General features: G+C 47.1%; 16 protein-coding genes and 1 pseudogene. 3 read left to right on the forward strand and 14 right to left on the reverse strand.

The features are described 5' to 3' along the window. The first annotated feature begins 19 nt into the window (after positions 1–19). Complete coding sequence (locus HMPREF9447_RS23450) at positions 20–394, forward strand: DUF3127 domain-containing protein (protein WP_009132231.1); 375 nt, start codon at positions 20–22, stop codon at positions 392–394. A gap of 83 nt (positions 395–477) precedes the next feature. Here the strand turns inward: HMPREF9447_RS23450 and HMPREF9447_RS23455 are convergent, their stop codons facing one another. From HMPREF9447_RS23455 to HMPREF9447_RS23475, 5 genes are all read right to left on the reverse strand, one after another. Beyond that, positions 478–2118, reverse strand: coding sequence for a hypothetical protein (locus tag HMPREF9447_RS23455; RefSeq protein WP_009132232.1), 1641 nt, complete (start codon positions 2116–2118; stop codon positions 478–480). A gap of 109 nt (positions 2119–2227) precedes the next feature. Continuing rightward, complete coding sequence (locus tag HMPREF9447_RS23460; protein WP_009132233.1) at positions 2228–2992, reverse strand: MBL fold metallo-hydrolase; 765 nt, start codon at positions 2990–2992, stop codon at positions 2228–2230. Between the two features lie 26 nt (positions 2993–3018). Next, positions 3019–3999 carry a UDP-N-acetylmuramate dehydrogenase gene (gene murB, locus HMPREF9447_RS23465; protein ID WP_009132234.1) on the reverse strand — a complete coding sequence of 327 codons (981 nt, stop codon included), beginning with the start codon at positions 3997–3999 and terminating at the stop codon, positions 3019–3021. Positions 4000–4020: 21 nt separating this feature from the next. Continuing rightward, complete coding sequence (locus HMPREF9447_RS23470; protein WP_009132235.1) at positions 4021–4869, reverse strand: DUF4348 domain-containing protein; 849 nt, start codon at positions 4867–4869, stop codon at positions 4021–4023. Between the two features lie 22 nt (positions 4870–4891). After that, positions 4892–5848 carry an NAD-dependent epimerase/dehydratase family protein gene (locus tag HMPREF9447_RS23475; RefSeq protein ID WP_009132236.1) on the reverse strand — a complete coding sequence of 319 codons (957 nt, stop codon included), beginning with the start codon at positions 5846–5848 and terminating at the stop codon, positions 4892–4894. Positions 5849–6001: 153 nt separating this feature from the next. On the opposite strand from HMPREF9447_RS23475, the gene kbl reads away from it, so the two are divergent. Continuing rightward, on the forward strand, positions 6002–7192 hold the full coding sequence (gene kbl / locus HMPREF9447_RS23480; RefSeq protein WP_009132237.1) for a glycine C-acetyltransferase: 1191 nt from the start codon (positions 6002–6004) through the stop codon (positions 7190–7192). 129 nt (positions 7193–7321) lie between these two features. Here kbl and HMPREF9447_RS23485 read toward each other — a convergent pair whose 3' ends face one another. The 6 genes from HMPREF9447_RS23485 to HMPREF9447_RS23505 form a co-directional block, all read right to left on the reverse strand. Then, a complete protein-coding gene (locus tag HMPREF9447_RS23485; RefSeq protein WP_009132238.1) occupies positions 7322–7801 on the reverse strand; it encodes a ferritin in 480 nt (159 codons plus the stop codon). Positions 7802–7879: 78 nt separating this feature from the next. Next, complete coding sequence (locus tag HMPREF9447_RS23490; protein ID WP_009132239.1) at positions 7880–8353, reverse strand: N-acetylmuramoyl-L-alanine amidase; 474 nt, start codon at positions 8351–8353, stop codon at positions 7880–7882. 13 nt (positions 8354–8366) lie between these two features. Next, positions 8367–8468, reverse strand: coding sequence for a smalltalk protein (locus HMPREF9447_RS28615; protein ID WP_009130907.1), 102 nt, complete (start codon positions 8466–8468; stop codon positions 8367–8369). A gap of 105 nt (positions 8469–8573) precedes the next feature. Further along, positions 8574–9074, reverse strand: coding sequence for an HU family DNA-binding protein (locus HMPREF9447_RS23495; RefSeq protein ID WP_009132240.1), 501 nt, complete (start codon positions 9072–9074; stop codon positions 8574–8576). 175 nt (positions 9075–9249) lie between these two features. Further along, positions 9250–10626 (reverse strand): replicative DNA helicase, encoded by a 1377-nt coding sequence (dnaB, locus tag HMPREF9447_RS23500; RefSeq protein WP_009132241.1) that lies wholly within the window; start codon positions 10624–10626, stop codon positions 9250–9252. A gap of 21 nt (positions 10627–10647) precedes the next feature. Next, positions 10648–11259 (reverse strand): hypothetical protein, encoded by a 612-nt coding sequence (locus HMPREF9447_RS23505; protein WP_009132242.1) that lies wholly within the window; start codon positions 11257–11259, stop codon positions 10648–10650. A 472-nt stretch (positions 11260–11731) separates the two neighbouring features. Between HMPREF9447_RS23505 and HMPREF9447_RS23510 the strand changes: the two are divergent. Then, positions 11732–13171: pseudogene (locus HMPREF9447_RS23510) on the forward strand (AAA family ATPase); the annotation flags it as partial. A gap of 58 nt (positions 13172–13229) precedes the next feature. Here the strand turns inward: HMPREF9447_RS23510 and HMPREF9447_RS23515 are convergent. The 3 genes from HMPREF9447_RS23515 to HMPREF9447_RS23525 form a co-directional block, all read right to left on the reverse strand. Then, positions 13230–13523, reverse strand: coding sequence for a hypothetical protein (locus HMPREF9447_RS23515; protein WP_009132245.1), 294 nt, complete (start codon positions 13521–13523; stop codon positions 13230–13232). A 159-nt stretch (positions 13524–13682) separates the two neighbouring features. Beyond that, positions 13683–14060, reverse strand: coding sequence for a hypothetical protein (locus tag HMPREF9447_RS23520; RefSeq protein ID WP_009132246.1), 378 nt, complete (start codon positions 14058–14060; stop codon positions 13683–13685). Between the two features lie 126 nt (positions 14061–14186). Next, a complete protein-coding gene (locus HMPREF9447_RS23525) occupies positions 14187–16130 on the reverse strand; it encodes a hypothetical protein (RefSeq protein ID WP_009132247.1) in 1944 nt (647 codons plus the stop codon). Positions 16131–16158 lie beyond the last annotated feature (28 nt).

Consider the following 16158-nt stretch of genomic DNA (forward strand, 5'->3'; position numbering starts at 1 on the left):
ATCATTTAAAAAGAACACAATGGAATTTACAGGAAAAATTATCGCTATACTCCAGCCAAGGGGCGGAGTAGCAAAGTCGGGCAACGAGTGGAAATCACAGGAATACGTGATTGAAGATCACGGCCAATATCCCCGCAAAATGTGTTTCGATGTTTTCGGAGCAGACAAAATAGAACAGTTCAACATCCAGATGGGTGAAGAACTGACCGTATCATTTGATGTGGATGCACGCCAATGGCAAGACCGCTGGTTCAACAGTATCCGCGCGTGGAAAGTAGAACGTGTTAGTGCGGCTGCTCCTGCAAGTGCACCGGGTGCTCCGGTTCCGCCACCAGCACCGACTGCTGCACCGGATTTCCTATCAGGTGATGCAAAAGACGACCTACCATTCTAAAAGGCAACTTTAGCAATAAAAAAAGGGAGAAGTTCTCCCTTTTTTTATTGCTAAAGTTTATTCTTTTATCAAAGTTTGGCAACTTAGATTTTATCCCCTTTGTATAAAAGCACAAGATTAGGATAAACCGTATCTTCCACACAAGTGAACTGTATAGCAAGTATGAAATGACGGAAAAATTTCGCCTGCCTGAAAAAAAAGTTAGGTATCAGGCGCACATACGTCTCCGGCTGAAGCAACATCTCCTCCATATCCACCATCATCACAAAACTATAAACCGGAGAAAGACTGCCTATGCTCTCCTCATACATTGGAGTATCATCCAATACTTCATCATTCTCCATCGCATCAATATAAGCCGTAATGCTGACAGCATCGGGCGCCATCAGCAAATGCCCGCGATAGAAACATGCATAAGTATAAAGGGCAGACTCCGTAATACCTGTCAGCTGAGTCAACAGCGTATTACGGGGTAATACATAACAGCGATGCCCTCTCGCTTTCGGATAAAGATGATATTCAGGAGAATCCTGTGGCGAAGGCGGTGCATCCACTTCCTTCGGAGTAGTATAGAGCAACGATTGCAGACGACGTTCAGCCTGCGACACATTTTTCACCGGAACACTCATCACTGCGCAAGGATACTTCTTCACCGTATCTTTCGGTTGGAAAAGACAAGCTATCACCTGGTCACCTGCATATGTTTTCAGAAAATCAAGCCACTCTTCATCCCTCTCCTTTATATAATCAGAATAAGTTGCTTTAGCATATTCCTGCTCCGCCGTAAAACCACACATGGACTCCATGTCCGAAATAGCCCAACAATCATAAAAGAAAGTAGAAAGCGGAAGACGTTCTCCCGGGAAACCCTCTACAGGCTGCTGACGACGCAAAGCATTTATAAAGGTACGTGTCGTGTCCGAACCATGACTAATACCCGAACAATAAATTGCATTCTCATTCAGCTTCATATCAAATTCGGCCCAACTTCCCAGATAAGTCTGCGAACGAATACCATCCGTATTCTTGCCCATCTCCACCGATTTAATGCGAACATATACCGTAGCTTGCACATTGGCATTCTTCCCGGCATGCATCATCTTGAACGAAGGCATATCTATCAACGACTTCTTGGAAAGCCGTGCATCAATCACCTGCTCTATCAGTCGTTTCTGAAAACTGATTGCCAAAAAGTCCGGTGTAAAATAGGCTGCCAGGAAACGTCCGTCAGGCATAGGGTAAATACTTATTTCTTCACCTTTGTAATCAAAGAATCTGGAAGGGAACGAACTGGCACAATATTTCCTCACAAAGGATTCCACCAACTCATAATCGCCCGCGCCCAGGCTGCAATACAACACCTGGTTCATCGGATTATCCGGTTCATGGAAGCTGATAAGCATTTTATTCATCTGTTTGCTAAACCCGTGCGGAGTATCTTCGAGCAAGGCATGCAGATAATTTTTCAGATAAACAAAGAGTTCAGAAGCATAAAGAAAGTGATTATCCTTGCTGCAACTCAACTGATTGATGTCATCCACCAATTCCGCCATACGGTCGGTTTCCAGCACAGCTATTGCATTCTGAGGAACCAATGTATAAAGATTAAAATCCTTCCGGCTCTCTACTGCATTCAACCTAAAAAATGAATACACCCCGAAACCCGTACATAGCAACACTATGGACACAATAACGGCAATTCTTATGACAAGGCGTAACTTCATGGTTTTTCAGGCATCAAGTTTCGGCAAAAATAACTATTTCTACTAATAAAACAAAACAAATGTTTCAAAAACTTTAGTAGATATAAAAAAGTTTTAGATTTTTTGCGCCTTAAAACTCTATTTCCATTCCATCAAAAGTCAAATGCATATGAGACGGGAGCTGTTTTTCGAGCTCGGCATGCAAACCTGCATGATGACTCATATGGATGAAATAAGTTTCTTTCGCACCGATGCGCTTCGCCGTCTCCAATGCTTCGGAAATACTCTGATGCGTAGGATGCGGTTTGACACGCAAGGCATTCACTATCAGAACATCCAAACCATGCAATTGTTCATAAGATTCCTCCGGCATGGTCAACATATCCGTAATATAGGCCATATGCTTACCAATGCGGTATCCCAAAATGGGTAGGCGTCCATGCATCACCTGAATAGGAATAATCTCCGTATTATTGATAAAGAAATTCTTCCCGGACTCCACTTCCCGCAAGAATATCTGCGGAACACCCGGATATTTATGTTCCAGAAAACAATAAGGCATCCGCACACGCAAGTGGGAGGCAGTATATTCATCAGAATAGATAGGTATTTCGCCAAAGCGGCAGAAAGGACGCAAATCATCCAGTCCACCCACATGATCATAGTGCTCATGGGTTATCAGCACACCGTCTATCTTTTCAAACGAAGATGTACGCAACATCTGTTCCCGGAAGTCCGGTCCACAATCAATCAATATTACCGCATCGTCCGTATGCAACAAAGCCGATGCACGCAAGCGGTTATCACGCGGATCAGTAGAGGTGCAAACTTCGCACTTGCAACCTATTTCAGGCACTCCTGTCGATGTTCCGCTTCCTAATACTCTTAGTTTCACGCCAACTCAAAATTAATTATTAGCTATTAAATAAAGTTCACTTCGGGATGAATGTCGATGCCAAATTTTTCACGGACAGATGCTCTTACGGCATCTGAAAGAGCCACGATATCGGCACCCTTCGCCCCACCCCGGTTCACCAGCACTAACGCTTGCTTATCATGCACGGCAGCAGGCCCCAGCGACTTACCTTTCCAGCCACACTGATCTATCATCCATCCTGCAGGAATTTTTACCCGGTCAGCACCCAATTCATAAAACGGCATCAGAGGATATTGTTCCCGCAGAGTTTCAAACACTCTACGCGGCACAACAGGATTCATAAAAAAACTGCCTGCATTACCCAGCACCTTCGGATCAGGCAATTTACTTTCGCGGATGCGGATAATAACCTGACGCAATGTTTTTAAATCAACCACCGGACACTTCTCCAACTCCTGACGAATCGTACCGTAATCCAGTATATAATGTTCTTTCTTACTCAACCGGAAGGAAACATGCGTAACAAACACCTGCTTCATCTCCGGACGTTTGAAGATGCTGTTCCGGTATGAATAATCACATTCATCCACCCGATAAACACGCTTCACACCTTGTATGTTCACTGTTTCTACCGAGGAAATCAGATCTTTCACTTCCACACCATAAGCACCAATATTCTGCACCGCGCTCGCTCCCACCTCTCCGGGAATGAGCGACAGATTTTCGGCGCCATACCATCCATGCTCTACACAATAGGCCACAAAATCATCCCATATAATGCCGGCACCTACACGCACCGATATCGTCTCTTCATCTTCTGCTACTATCTCTATATTGTTGATATGCGAATGCAATATCACACCTTTATAATCATCGGTAAACAACAGATTGCTACCTCCGCCAATATGCAGATAAGGAGAAGTGATGCGCCCTGCGGCAATCAACTCCTCCAGTTCTTCTACAGAATTGTATTCCAAAAATACAGCAGCTTCAACATCAAGCCCAAATGTATTGGGAATCTTCATTTAATTTTTAATTTTTAATTATTAAATACTTGTATCCTCATACTTATACAGTTCCCAGTCGCCCCGGTATCTGCGGAAATAGAAGATATTGGTATATCCGTTTCCAATCCCGTTCACTTTCAGGATTTTCGTATTCGAATCATCGCTATTCTTTTGTCCGTAATTGATATTTGATAACTTATCTACAGGCAATACCGGACGGAAAGCATACCATTGATTCAAATCAAGAGTAGTCTCCAAAATAGAAAATTCATCGTCCGGGTCTATCGTTATGTACTCCAGCGGTTTACGAATATGACTACTCTGGTACAGACTATCCGTCACGAAACGCGAATAAAAGGTGACAAAGTCCTCATTCTCCCCCTGTTCTATTTGACGGAGATTAATAGCTTCTAACATCCAGACACCTTTCACACGTTCAAAATAATACTTCTTCACCATACGGTTCTCAAGAAAAATCCATTCCACTTGCACAGACGCAATCGCAGTGTCCCCCACCAATTCCAGGTCGTCTTCATTGTCGAAGAGCAGCGTGTAATAGCTCTGTTGAGTGAATAAATAATCATGCTCCCAATCCTCTTTTTCTATTTTTGAGGGAGTATCAACGTTGTAATAAGGCAACGGAAATTTCGTCCGCTGCTGTTGCAGGACATCATCCGAAGCATAAGCATAGACAAAATCATCAAACGACTCATCCGCTTCTGTTGGTTTCGGGTCATTATCAACCTCAACTTGTGGTACTGTATCAACCTTGTGCGAGGCCGAATCTACCATATTGGTGATTGTCACAAAAGGGTCCATCTTCGTTTTCTTGTTTCCACAGGACATCAAGAAAACAAGAAGACATAACCCCAATCCTATTTTCCTCATTCTTTACCGGACCTCTTAAAGGTCACTTATTTAGTTTAGCTCTTAATTTCTCAAGCATATCCACTGTCATGGACTCTAAATCATATTGTGGTTTCCAATCCCACTCTTCACGAGCGCAAGTGTCGTCCAGACTATCGGGCCAACTGTCGGCAATAGATTGCTTCAAAGGGTCAACCTCATATGCCATTTCAAAATTGGGCACGTGTTTCTTTATTTCCTGATAGATCTGTTCCGGATCGAAGCTCATGGCAGCAATATTGAAAGCATTCCGATGTTTCAGGCGGGCCGGAGCCGCTTCCATCAATGAGATAGCTGCATTCAAGGCATCAGGCATATACATCATATCCATATAAGTACCCGGCTTCAAGGGACACACAAATTTCTCACCTTTCACGGCAGAGTAATAAATATCCACGGCATAATCCGTAGTACCACCACCCGGAGGGGTTACGTTGGAAATGATTCCCGGAAACCGAACTGCACGGGTATCTACTCCATATCTCGTATAATAGTAATCACTTAGCAATTCTGTAGTCACTTTTGTCACGCCATACATGGTACGGGGGCGTTGAATCGTATCTTGTGGCGTTTTCACATGGGGTGTAGTTTCTCCAAACGAACCGATGGAACTCGGAGTAAACACAGCACAGCCGTACTCGCGCGCTACTTCCAGCACATTCCACAATCCATCTATACCAATTTTCCAAGCCATGGCCGGACGACTTTCTGCAACCACTGAGAGCAAAGCGGCCAGATTATAAATCGTATCAATCTTGAACTGACGCGCTACCACTTCAATAGACTGACGGTCGGTAACGTCAGCAATAGCTGATGGTCCCGATGCTTTCAGCTCCCCTTTGGGCATAGCACTCGGAATATATCCGGCTATAACGTGGTCATCACCATAACGTTTACGCAACTCCAATGTGAGTTCCGAACCTATCTGTCCGGTAGCTCCAATTACCAAAATATTCTTCATACGACTTATTTAAAGGTGCTCCATCCTTAGAGACGTGCAAATATACACACTTTTTTTTCATTATTCTATCATTTTGGTATTGTTTATTTGAAGAAAAATCGTGTCCTTTGTATCGTCTACTATTAAAAAGACAAACTTTAAAATTATAAAGCTATGTACGGGAAAATGAAAGAACACCTCAGCAACACGCTTGCTGAAATTAAAGAGGCCGGACTCTATAAAGAGGAACGCTTGATTGAGAGTGCACAACAAGCTGCTATCAATGTAAAAGGAAAAGAAGTACTAAACTTCTGTGCCAACAATTATCTGGGGCTATCCAATCATCCGCGATTGATTGCTGCCGCCCAGAAAATGATGGATCGCCGTGGCTACGGCATGTCTTCCGTACGCTTCATTTGCGGTACACAGGACATTCACAAAGAACTGGAAGCTGCCATCTCCGACTATTTCAAAACAGAAGACACCATACTTTATGCCGCTTGCTTTGACGCCAACGGCGGTGTATTCGAACCGTTATTCACAGAAGAAGACGCCATCATTTCCGATTCTCTGAACCATGCTTCCATCATTGACGGGGTGCGCTTGTGCAAAGCCAAACGTTACCGCTACGCCAATGCTGATATGACCGAACTGGAGAAATGCTTGCAGGAAGCCCAGACACAACGTTTCCGTATCATCGTAACAGACGGTGTGTTCTCCATGGATGGAAATGTTGCCCCGCTGGACAAGATTTGTGACCTGGCAGAGAAATATGATGCTCTGGTCATGGTAGACGAATCGCACTCTGCAGGTGTAGTAGGCCCAACGGGACACGGTGTGAGCGAATTGTTTAAGACTTATGGCCGCGTGGATATCTATACCGGCACATTGGGTAAAGCTTTCGGCGGTGCCATGGGCGGGTTCACTACCGGGCCAAAAGAAATCATCGACCTGTTGCGCCAGCGCAGTCGCCCGTATTTGTTCTCCAATTCTGTGGCTCCAGCCGTGATAGGTGCAAGTATCGAAGTATTCAAGATGCTGAAAGAAAGTAATGCACTGCATGACAAATTGGTAGATAATGTAAACTACTTCCGTGATAAGATGACAGCCGCCGGCTTCGACATCAAACCGACGCAGAGCGCTATTTGTGCCGTGATGCTGTATGATGCCAAATTATCTCAGGTTTATGCAGCACGCATGCAGGAAGAAGGTATTTATGTAACCGGATTCTACTACCCCGTAGTTCCGAAAGACCAGGCACGCATCCGCGTACAGATTTCAGCAGGACACGAAAAAGAACATCTGGATAAATGCATCGAGGCGTTTATTAAGGTAGGAAAAGAACTGGGTACATTATCGCGCTAAAGCGCGATAATGTAAATTTCCAGCATAGGTTTCTTCGTAGAAGTACTCAGACAAAAGCGAAGATAAAAAAAGCTGCTTGATTTTTCTCAAGCAGCCTCTTCACTTTAGCAATTTATATCAAAAAGATTATTAACGTTCACCCAATTTCACATCTACAAAGAAGATGCCCGTAGCACCGGCTTTCTTAATCATATCAACGATGCTTGCAGCAGTAGCTTCTTCTTCTACCTGCTCGCGGACAAATCCCCACAGGAAGTCCTGAGTAGCTTTATCTTTTTCGGCAGCAGCTACATCCACCAACTTATCAATCATTTCAGACACACGTCGTTCGTGCTTGTAGACCTGCTCAAATACTTCCAGCGGAGTACCGAAATCATTAGGAACTACATCCAACTTATCAACTTTGGCTTTACCGCCACGCTTGATTACATAATCGGCCAACGCACAAGCATGCTCATTCTCTTCCGCCCATTGCTTCTTCAACCAATGTGCCATGCCGCAGAAACCTTCTTTCTCCATATAGAAAGACATTGCTAAATAAAGGTTAGCCGACCACATTTCAGCCGTAATCTGCTCGTTAATTGCATTCTGTAATTTTTCAGTAATCATAATCGTATTTTTTAATTAATTTGAAATCATTACAAAAGTAACAATGACACACATACTTTGTTCATATGATAACATTTTTTATATAAAATAATCCGGATTCACCGGCGTTTCCCCCAGAATATTTGCCGCATCAAAGCAGGGACACTCTTTTATCCACTCTTCCGGTTCTATTTCACCGTTATGATTCAGGTCGGGACTGAGATCGCGGTGCCCCACTACCCTACTACCGGGATAATCTTTTAACAGCAGCATGACCAACACGCGAAGGGAATGCTTCTGAAAATCAGTTCTTGTATCAGCAGCCCGACCATTCACATCCAAACCGCCTTCATAACAAATGCCAATGCTGTTAGCGTTGTGACCTTTTGCATGGGCACCGGGCTTCTCAACGGAACGAAGACTTTTGATATCCCCGTTCTTCCTGATATAAAAATGATAGCCTGCGCCGGAGAAGCCCCGGCACAGGTGATCAGTGGTTAAGTCAAATTCCGTATAGCAACGGTCAGCGCGGGTGGCGCTGCAATGAATGACAAGTAAATCAATCTTTCGCATGATTATGAATTTATCAGCGGACGCCTGTCATGGCATGTGCACTCAGCACGCCAACCAAAGCAGAAGCCACAGCAATAATTACTTTCAAAATCTTGTCCCAAGTCGTTTTTTTCATACTTAATTTAGTGATTAATGGTTAGCGATTAGTGATTAACGGGCTGCGCAGCCTTTCATTTTTAACTCTTTCATTTTTAATTTCTAACGCCTCCAGCGTTAGAACCTATCCCAGCGGATCTTCTTCAAGTCCTCCTTCTCCACCGGAATTGCCACCACCTTCTGATGACCCACCTTCTTTATCCTCCGACTTCTCCAATGCAAATGTCACATTCGCCGAACTCCTCGTTGTTGCCGTCGTCCCATTCACCAGACGCAGTTCCTTGTCCGGAACAAAGCGGATATTCACTTTCTTGATATTCCTCACGGTGCAATCGTCCGACTTCTCCACTCCCGAACAGCGGAAAGTCATGTGCAACGTTCCCAATTGATTCAGCTTCACCTTGTCCCCATTGGCAAGATTCGTCTGGACTTCCTCCACCAAAGCCTCAATGACGTGTTTCACATCACCCTTGGTCATAGCACAATTCTTCTGGATACTGGCGGCCAGTGTATCAATATCCACCGTGCCGCACGTGCGGGGTTTCTGACGAAGATAAAACAACATTTGCGAGTTCTTATCACTCACGATTTTTCTACGCTTAAAGCGTTCTACAAGTACATCCATAAAAAATAAGGTTTTGGTTAAAAAAATATTCTATAATGCCTATCATTAAGCACTTCACAAAGATACAACATCCAGAAGCCAAAGTCAAGTATTTCGTCATTTATTTGCCGCTAAAACGACAATTATTTTCCCTCCACAAAATCCGATTTTTTAATTTTCATTTTTTAATTTTTAATTACCTCGCATTCCTCATCATCCACTCCATCGGCGGCACGTACTCCCCTATCTTCGTCATACTGGCATTGTGCTCGAAGTACACATCCCCCGTCTCTCCATTACGGTTTTTTGCCACGATAATCACGCCCAGTCCCTCCGATGGATACTTGCTCTTGCGTTCCGTCGGTATTCCATACACAGCCGGACGGTATAGCAACATCACCAGGTCCGCATCCTGCTCTATCGCCCCGCTCTCACGCAAATCACTCAGTGCAGGCTGATGATCGCCGCGTCCTTCACAGTCACGGTTCAACTGGCAGAGCAGAATCACCGGTATATTCAACTCCTTCGCCATTATCTTCGCCTTACGGCTCGCTTCCGCCACTTCCTGTTCGCGGTTGCGGTTCTTCTGTCCTGAACCTACCTCGCAAAGTTGCAGATAGTCGATGATAAGGACGTCGCACAATCCTTTGCTCTTCAACAACCGCGCCGAAGAGCGGATATGATCCATTCCCATCTTCGGATTATCATCCACATAAACAGGCAGGCGCGCCAACTTGCGGGCAGCCTCCAAAGCCTGTTGCTGCTCGTCGGCAGTCATCAGCCCCGTGCGCATATGGCTGGCATTGATGTCGGCGGCGGCAGCCGTTATCCAGCGGTCGCCCAGTTGCTCGCCCTGCATCTCAAGGCTATAGACCACCACATGCCTGCCCGCAAGCCCTGCCGTAAGCGCCAGATGCAACCCGAAAGCAGTCTTGCCCACCGACGGGCGGGCGGCAATGATAACCAACTCTCCCGGTTGCCAGCCCGCTGTCAGCCGGTCCAGCTCGGCAAGTCCGGTAGGGATACCGGTGACACCATTCAGGTTGTTTGCCACACGGGCATCCATCAGTTTCAGGGTATCCAGCATCAGCCGGTCCATATCACGCAGATAATCGGCAAAGGCAGCTTCACCTTCCAGATGGTCGGCAAGGTTATGCAGCTCCACCAGCGTGTCGGCTATGTCTATCGTTTCATCGGAAGCGGCAGCCAGCAGACGATGCATGCCGATGATAGCCTCGCGCCGCACATACATTCCACGCAGGATGGCAGCATGCTGCTCCAGATGGGCGGAAGAAGCCACGCGCGAAGTCAGTTGCGTCAGCCGGAACGGCCCGCCCACAGCTTCCAGTTTGCCACGGGCGGCAAGTTCGTTCTTCACGGTGATGATGTCAATGGATCGGCCCGTATGGTACATAGCCAGCAGGACGGAGTATATCTCGCAATTGTTCTGTTCGTAAAACATCTCGGCGCGGAGCTTGTCGGCAACGAGCGCCATGGCTGCCGTTTCCAGCAGACAGGCGCCGAGGACGACTTCTTCCAAGTCGGCATCGTGGGGATTCAGAATTTCAGTCATATTATCCTGTGAATTATAACCTTAATATATAAAGTCGTTATCAAACGATTTGTATTCCAGGTAGTGTGCAGCTCTCAGGCAGTATTGCACATTATTCAGACTATAATAATAATCTTCTATATGCATCAGAGCAAGTTCGCGCTCACGGGCAGACAGTTTTTTCCAGATTTTGGCTATCTGCCCCTTGTTCTCTACAGGCAGATGCGTCACTTCACTGTATTTGCTGATAAACCGTTGCAGAGCTTCATCTACCGGCCTTTCACCCGACTGTTTCTTACCCGCGGGAATACCCGTCCAGGCATCATAGTTGGACACACGAATATGACTAGGACAGGCTCCCGGCACTTTCTCCATGGTGCCCTCTACAAAGCAATGTTCAAAGAAACGCCGGGCATGCGTCCTTGTCCATCCCAATATATCTGCCCACCCGGCAAAAGAAATGATTGACTCTCCCCGCGCACAGATTACCTGCACACCATTATAGAGCGTCACCACATCCCGATAGTTAACAAAGGTCAGTACTCTCAGAAATGCCTCCTCTTCACCATTTGCCGCACCTCTCTTTCCATAAACATCCAGCAGCAATGCCCGGGAAACCATGACATAGCCTGTTTTTAACAAATCATCTTTCATCAATAAAATAGCGTTTTTAAATTAACATCTTTTGCGATTTCCACCGGCCACCCAAACAGACGTCTTTTCTGAATAATATTGAGTACATTACACAAAGAAGTGAACACCTAAATGAAGGGCAAACGAACACAACATAATTATATTAGAAGAAATGATATACTAAAGTATATCTATCAGAACAGATGATGTGTTTGAGTCAAACAGATGATGCATTGGGGCCCAACGCATGATGCGTTTGTCCCAAACAGATGATGTGTTTTCCTTTATTGCCTACCTTAATCAATTTTTCTTTCTTTTTCATTATTCAGTTGTTTACTTATTTACACTTCAAATAAATACATATAATACACTCATACTCTGTATTACAAAGCAAAATTAGGAAGTATTACTCAAAGCTCAATAGCAAATATTTACACCAATACAAATATAAACATCACTAAATAAAATCATTACAGTTATATAGGCGATTTTTATCACCGGTGAGTTGAACAATTATCGTAAGGGACTGGATGAGCATTGCCAAATTCGTTTTGATTTCTTCTGCGAAGTTTATGCCGACCTGCTGCCGCAAGGCATCAGGGAAAGACTGGACGAAAAGGACGGAGCCGTCAACCAACTGGACTATTTGGTTTCGGAATGTGAACGTGCCGGACAGAAGATGTATCTCTTCATCGACGAGTACGACCACTTCACCAATGCCATCCTCGCCGACCCTGAAAGCCTGCACCGCTATACCAACGAGACGCACGGCGAAGGTTATTTGCGCGCTTTCTTCAATAAGGTGAAAGCAGGAACCTATTCCAGCATAGAACGTTGTTTCATCACCGGTGTAAGCCCCGTGACGATGGACGACCTCACCAGCGGATTCAACATAGGAACCAATTATTCACTCACACCGGATTTCAACCAGATGATGGGATTCACGGAAGAGGAAGTGCGCGAGATGCTGACCTACTATTCCACAAACAGCCCTTTCAAGCATACTGTAGACGAACTGATAGAGATAATGAAGCCATGGTACGACAACTATTGCTTCTCGCAGAAAAGCTACGGTGAAACCACGATGTACAACTCCAACATGGTGCTTTATTTCGTAAAAAACTACATCATGGGTGGTAATGTCCCGGAAGACATGGTAGAAGACAACATTCGTATCGACTACGAAAAGTTGCGCATGCTCATCCGCAAGGACAAGGAGTTTGCCCACGATGCTTCCGTTATACAGACTCTCGTGAGCCAAGGCTTCATCACTGGAGAACTTAAAAAAGGCTTTCCCGCTTCCGGCATCACCAATCCGGACAACTTCGTGAGCCTGCTCTACTATTTTGGCATGCTCACCATCAGCGGAACACACGAAGGAAAAACCAAACTAACCATCCCTAATCTGGTGGTTCAAGAACAACTCTATACTTACCTACTGAATACTTACAATGATGCAGACCTGAGTTTCAGCAGTTACGAGAAGAGTGAGCTGGCGAGCCGCCTTGCTTATCGGGGAGATTGGAAAGCTTACTTCGACTACATCGCCGACTGCCTGAAGACGTACGTCTCGCAGCGCGACAAACAGAAAGGCGAATTCTTCGTCCACGGCTTCACCCTTGCCATGACTGCACAGAACCGTTTCTACCGTCCCGTCTCCGAGCAGGACACACAGGCGGGCTATGCCGATATTTTCCTCTGCCCAATGCTGGATATCTACTCTGACATGGCACACAGCTATATTGTGGAGTTGAAGTATGCCAAGTATCATGACCCCGAAACCCGCGTGGAGGAACTACGTCAGGAAGCCATCGCTCAGGCCAACCGCTATGCGGATACGGACACAGTGAAACGTGCCGTAGGCACTACCCGGCTGCACAAGATTGTGGTGGTATATAAGGGGATGGAAATGAGGGTGTGTGAGGAGGTATAAAAGGTACTCTTTTCTTTCCGAAATCCCCCGTCTCCGGGGGAATAAAAACACGCACGCGTCAGCCTGCCTTATGCACAAACAGTAAATCCTCAACCAGCAGGTTGAAGTCCTGTTCACTGATGCAGCCTTCGTGAAAGTAGAAGTAATGGGTGAGCAAACGGCGCACCTGGCGGATACGACACTCAGCAGTATAACCCTTCCACACACCTACTTTCTTGCTATCCAACGCCTGACGGATAACAGCTACGTACGGAATAATCAGACTGCGTACATCATCGCCGGGGCGAACCTGTATCTTCTCATTCGGCAAGATTATAGTCACTTCCGGATGGTCGGCACGAACTATACGCATGGCCTCTGTCCAACGGAAGCCATCTGAAATTACGTCGCGAGTTGTCTTTTTTTTGATGCATCTGTGGCATCAGGTGCCACAAAGGCACGTCTTCTGAATCTCTTCATTTAAAAAAATAATTAATTGATTAATACGAATCAGTATCTCTGATCCTTTACTTTAGAAACAATTGATTTCCTTACTGGGCACTCTCCACACCACGGAGAAGACCTGTAGCATTGTTTCGCCATCCTCTTTTAATATCTTGAATGCCGGCAGATACCCGCCCGGTTCCAAATCCGGCAGGGCTACAATGACCCTGTTGTCCGAATACTTATAGATATGACAGATTTCCGTTATCCGCTCTTTATCTGCGGCGGAAATAAGGCACAACCGGATTTCATCCAGGGGATACATATCCAGCCCGCTGCCCGATACGATGATAGGAGCCCACGGGGTAAGGGTTCCGTCACGTTTGCCACTCAAAGGGTCATATACCCCGGTAATGGTGGGAAGCCCTTCGGAAGGGCTTACTAATTCTGTACTGGTTACTGTCATTTCATTCTGTTTAATTATTTTCACCACAGAGGACACAGAGGTTCTAATAATGTATGAATGAGAAGCCTGAAAACTCCGTGCCCTCTGTGTCCTCTGTGGTGGAAATTAAGTTAGTTCAGCACCCTGTCAGGGAGCAGGTGCCGGAGCCTCTTTCAGCACCACCTTCACCGTAGTGACAGCCGTAGAAGCCGTTGAGGTGAAGGTGACGGTGGTATTTGCCGATACATCACCTTGTGCCGTTCCCAAAGTCAACGTGTAATCCCCTTCGGCATCGGTCACGTTTTCGCTCACCGTCAGCCATGAAGCGCCGGCGGCAACCTCTGCCGTGCTTCCGGTAGTAATGGTTGGCGTTTCCGCACCGTCCGAACGGCTTTCCGAGACCACATGCAGCTTGATAGTCTTCCCGTTGGTATTCTCTATCGTAGCAGTCATCGTTTTAGCGTCGAAAGTACTGGTGCTCCCTTCTTCCTTCACCATTGTCACCTCAGGCCCCTTGGTGGCAAACACCTTGATGTCCTTACGCATTCCGCTCGCCGGGTTCGTCAGACGGATGGTGACGGGAAGCAGCTTCGAGGCATCCGCCAGCTCTTCGTCCACAGTGGTCACCGTGTACTTCGTGCTCTGCGATGCCGCACGCGTGGCAGGGGCGGAAGCCAGCCCGAGCCATTTCTCGGAACCCTCCTGGAACACCAGTTCGGATTTCAGCGTGGCATTGGAACCCATCACGAAGGCAAACTCACTGGCGGCCTCCGGCATCAGCGTCACCTGCCCCTTGTCCGTCACATAAGCACCCGTGCTACCTGTTTCCAGTACCAGGGGCGTGTTACGATCGAAGTCATTCTCGGGTGTATAGGGGTCCAGTTCCACGTCTTCTTCCCAGTCCGTCACTTTCAGCGTCACGTCCAGACGTTTAGGGTCGGCCTTGGTGATCTCGATGGTGTAGCGGTGGTTGTAGTTCACCTCGATGTAAGTGCCCACGCCGTTCACCATTTGCTTGAACGGGACCTTGTAGCTCACTTCCTCTTCGTTCGTCAGGTTGGTGGCGTACATCCCTTTCAGTATCAGGTAGCCCCCGTCATCCTTCGGGCTGGGCCAGGTGTAGAAGGCACCTTCGCTGAGGTTGAGCTTCGGATCGCCGCCTGTGGGCTTCTTCTGCCTGTCGGGAAGAACCTTGCGCACGGGATAGATAATCAGGTCGCCGTTCGTTTCATCCTTCGTCTTGAGAGGCTCGATGGGGAAGAAACGGCTGGCGCTGCGCCCGTTGCCCATAGAGATACTCTGGATGGTGAAACGGGATTCCTCGGCAACGTTCACGATGTCGAAGCGCGCCACCATGCGCGAGAGGCGGAAACCCACCTGTGCACGGGTGGCGGTGCTGAAGTCCGTCAGGTCCAGCGGCGTGGTGTAGGCGCCGGTCATGGGCAGCGGGGTGACGAAGATGTCGTCCCCCGTCTCACCGGCGGGGTCGATGAGACGGGTCTGCAGTTTCAGGAAGTCTGCTTCGGTGGGTACGCCGGGGGTCACCGTGTTGGCGGGCTGGCCCGGGGCGGTCTGCACCAAGGAGGAGAAGTAGTCGTAAGGCTGCAAAGCGCCGCCTGCATCCATGCTGTAGAGCTGGGTACGGTTGGCGATGCAATAGAACTTCACGAACAGACCTTTGGTCAGTCTGAGCAGGCCGGTGGTGGTGTTAGGCTCAGCGCCGGCGTTGAGGTCGAAACTGAAGGACTTGATGCCGGGCAGGTGTGTCAGGCTGGCGTCGTCGCGGTAGTAGTGCAGTTCCTGGAAGGTATAGGGGCCGTCCTCGGTCAGGGAACCGAACACGTAGACGTCGAGGGTCTTGATGTAGTTCTCATCTTCCGTGGCGATGGCATCTCCGGCACGAGTGCCTGGAACGGAGGCTCTCAGACTCAGGTTGTTCTTCAAGGTGAGCAGCACCTCCGTGCGGGAAGCATCTCCCTCGGGTTCGCCGGGGGCCTGAGTGAGCGACTCGCTGGTGCAGGACACCAGCAGGGTGCTCATGCAGAGCAGGAAGCCTGCGGCAAGCAGTGATGGTTTATTCTTTATATTCATTATGATTATTTTTTTATGGTACAAAAAA

It is taken from the genome of Bacteroides oleiciplenus YIT 12058, assembly GCF_000315485.1.
Taxonomy (GTDB): Bacteria; Bacteroidota; Bacteroidia; order Bacteroidales; family Bacteroidaceae; genus Bacteroides; species Bacteroides oleiciplenus.

Coding starts and splice junctions, on each gene's coding strand:
- HMPREF9447_RS23485 (WP_009132238.1), bottom strand. CDS start 7,801: ATGATTACTGAAAAATTACAGAATGCAATTAACGAGCAGATTACGGCT.
- HMPREF9447_RS23520 (WP_009132246.1), bottom strand. CDS start 14,060: ATGACAGTAACCAGTACAGAATTAGTAAGCCCTTCCGAAGGGCTTCCC.
- HMPREF9447_RS23490 (WP_009132239.1), bottom strand. CDS start 8,353: ATGCGAAAGATTGATTTACTTGTCATTCATTGCAGCGCCACCCGCGCT.
- HMPREF9447_RS23450 (WP_009132231.1), top strand. CDS start 20: ATGGAATTTACAGGAAAAATTATCGCTATACTCCAGCCAAGGGGCGGA.
- HMPREF9447_RS23475 (WP_009132236.1), bottom strand. CDS start 5,848: ATGAAGAATATTTTGGTAATTGGAGCTACCGGACAGATAGGTTCGGAA.
- kbl (WP_009132237.1), top strand. CDS start 6,002: ATGTACGGGAAAATGAAAGAACACCTCAGCAACACGCTTGCTGAAATT.
- HMPREF9447_RS23495 (WP_009132240.1), bottom strand. CDS start 9,074: ATGGATGTACTTGTAGAACGCTTTAAGCGTAGAAAAATCGTGAGTGAT.
- HMPREF9447_RS28615 (WP_009130907.1), bottom strand. CDS start 8,468: ATGAAAAAAACGACTTGGGACAAGATTTTGAAAGTAATTATTGCTGTG.
- HMPREF9447_RS23515 (WP_009132245.1), bottom strand. CDS start 13,523: ATGCGTATAGTTCGTGCCGACCATCCGGAAGTGACTATAATCTTGCCG.
- HMPREF9447_RS23525 (WP_009132247.1), bottom strand. CDS start 16,130: ATGAATATAAAGAATAAACCATCACTGCTTGCCGCAGGCTTCCTGCTC.
- murB (WP_009132234.1), bottom strand. CDS start 3,999: ATGAAGATTCCCAATACATTTGGGCTTGATGTTGAAGCTGCTGTATTT.
- dnaB (WP_009132241.1), bottom strand. CDS start 10,626: ATGACTGAAATTCTGAATCCCCACGATGCCGACTTGGAAGAAGTCGTC.
- HMPREF9447_RS23505 (WP_009132242.1), bottom strand. CDS start 11,259: ATGAAAGATGATTTGTTAAAAACAGGCTATGTCATGGTTTCCCGGGCA.
- HMPREF9447_RS23455 (WP_009132232.1), bottom strand. CDS start 2,118: ATGAAGTTACGCCTTGTCATAAGAATTGCCGTTATTGTGTCCATAGTG.
- HMPREF9447_RS23470 (WP_009132235.1), bottom strand. CDS start 4,869: ATGAGGAAAATAGGATTGGGGTTATGTCTTCTTGTTTTCTTGATGTCC.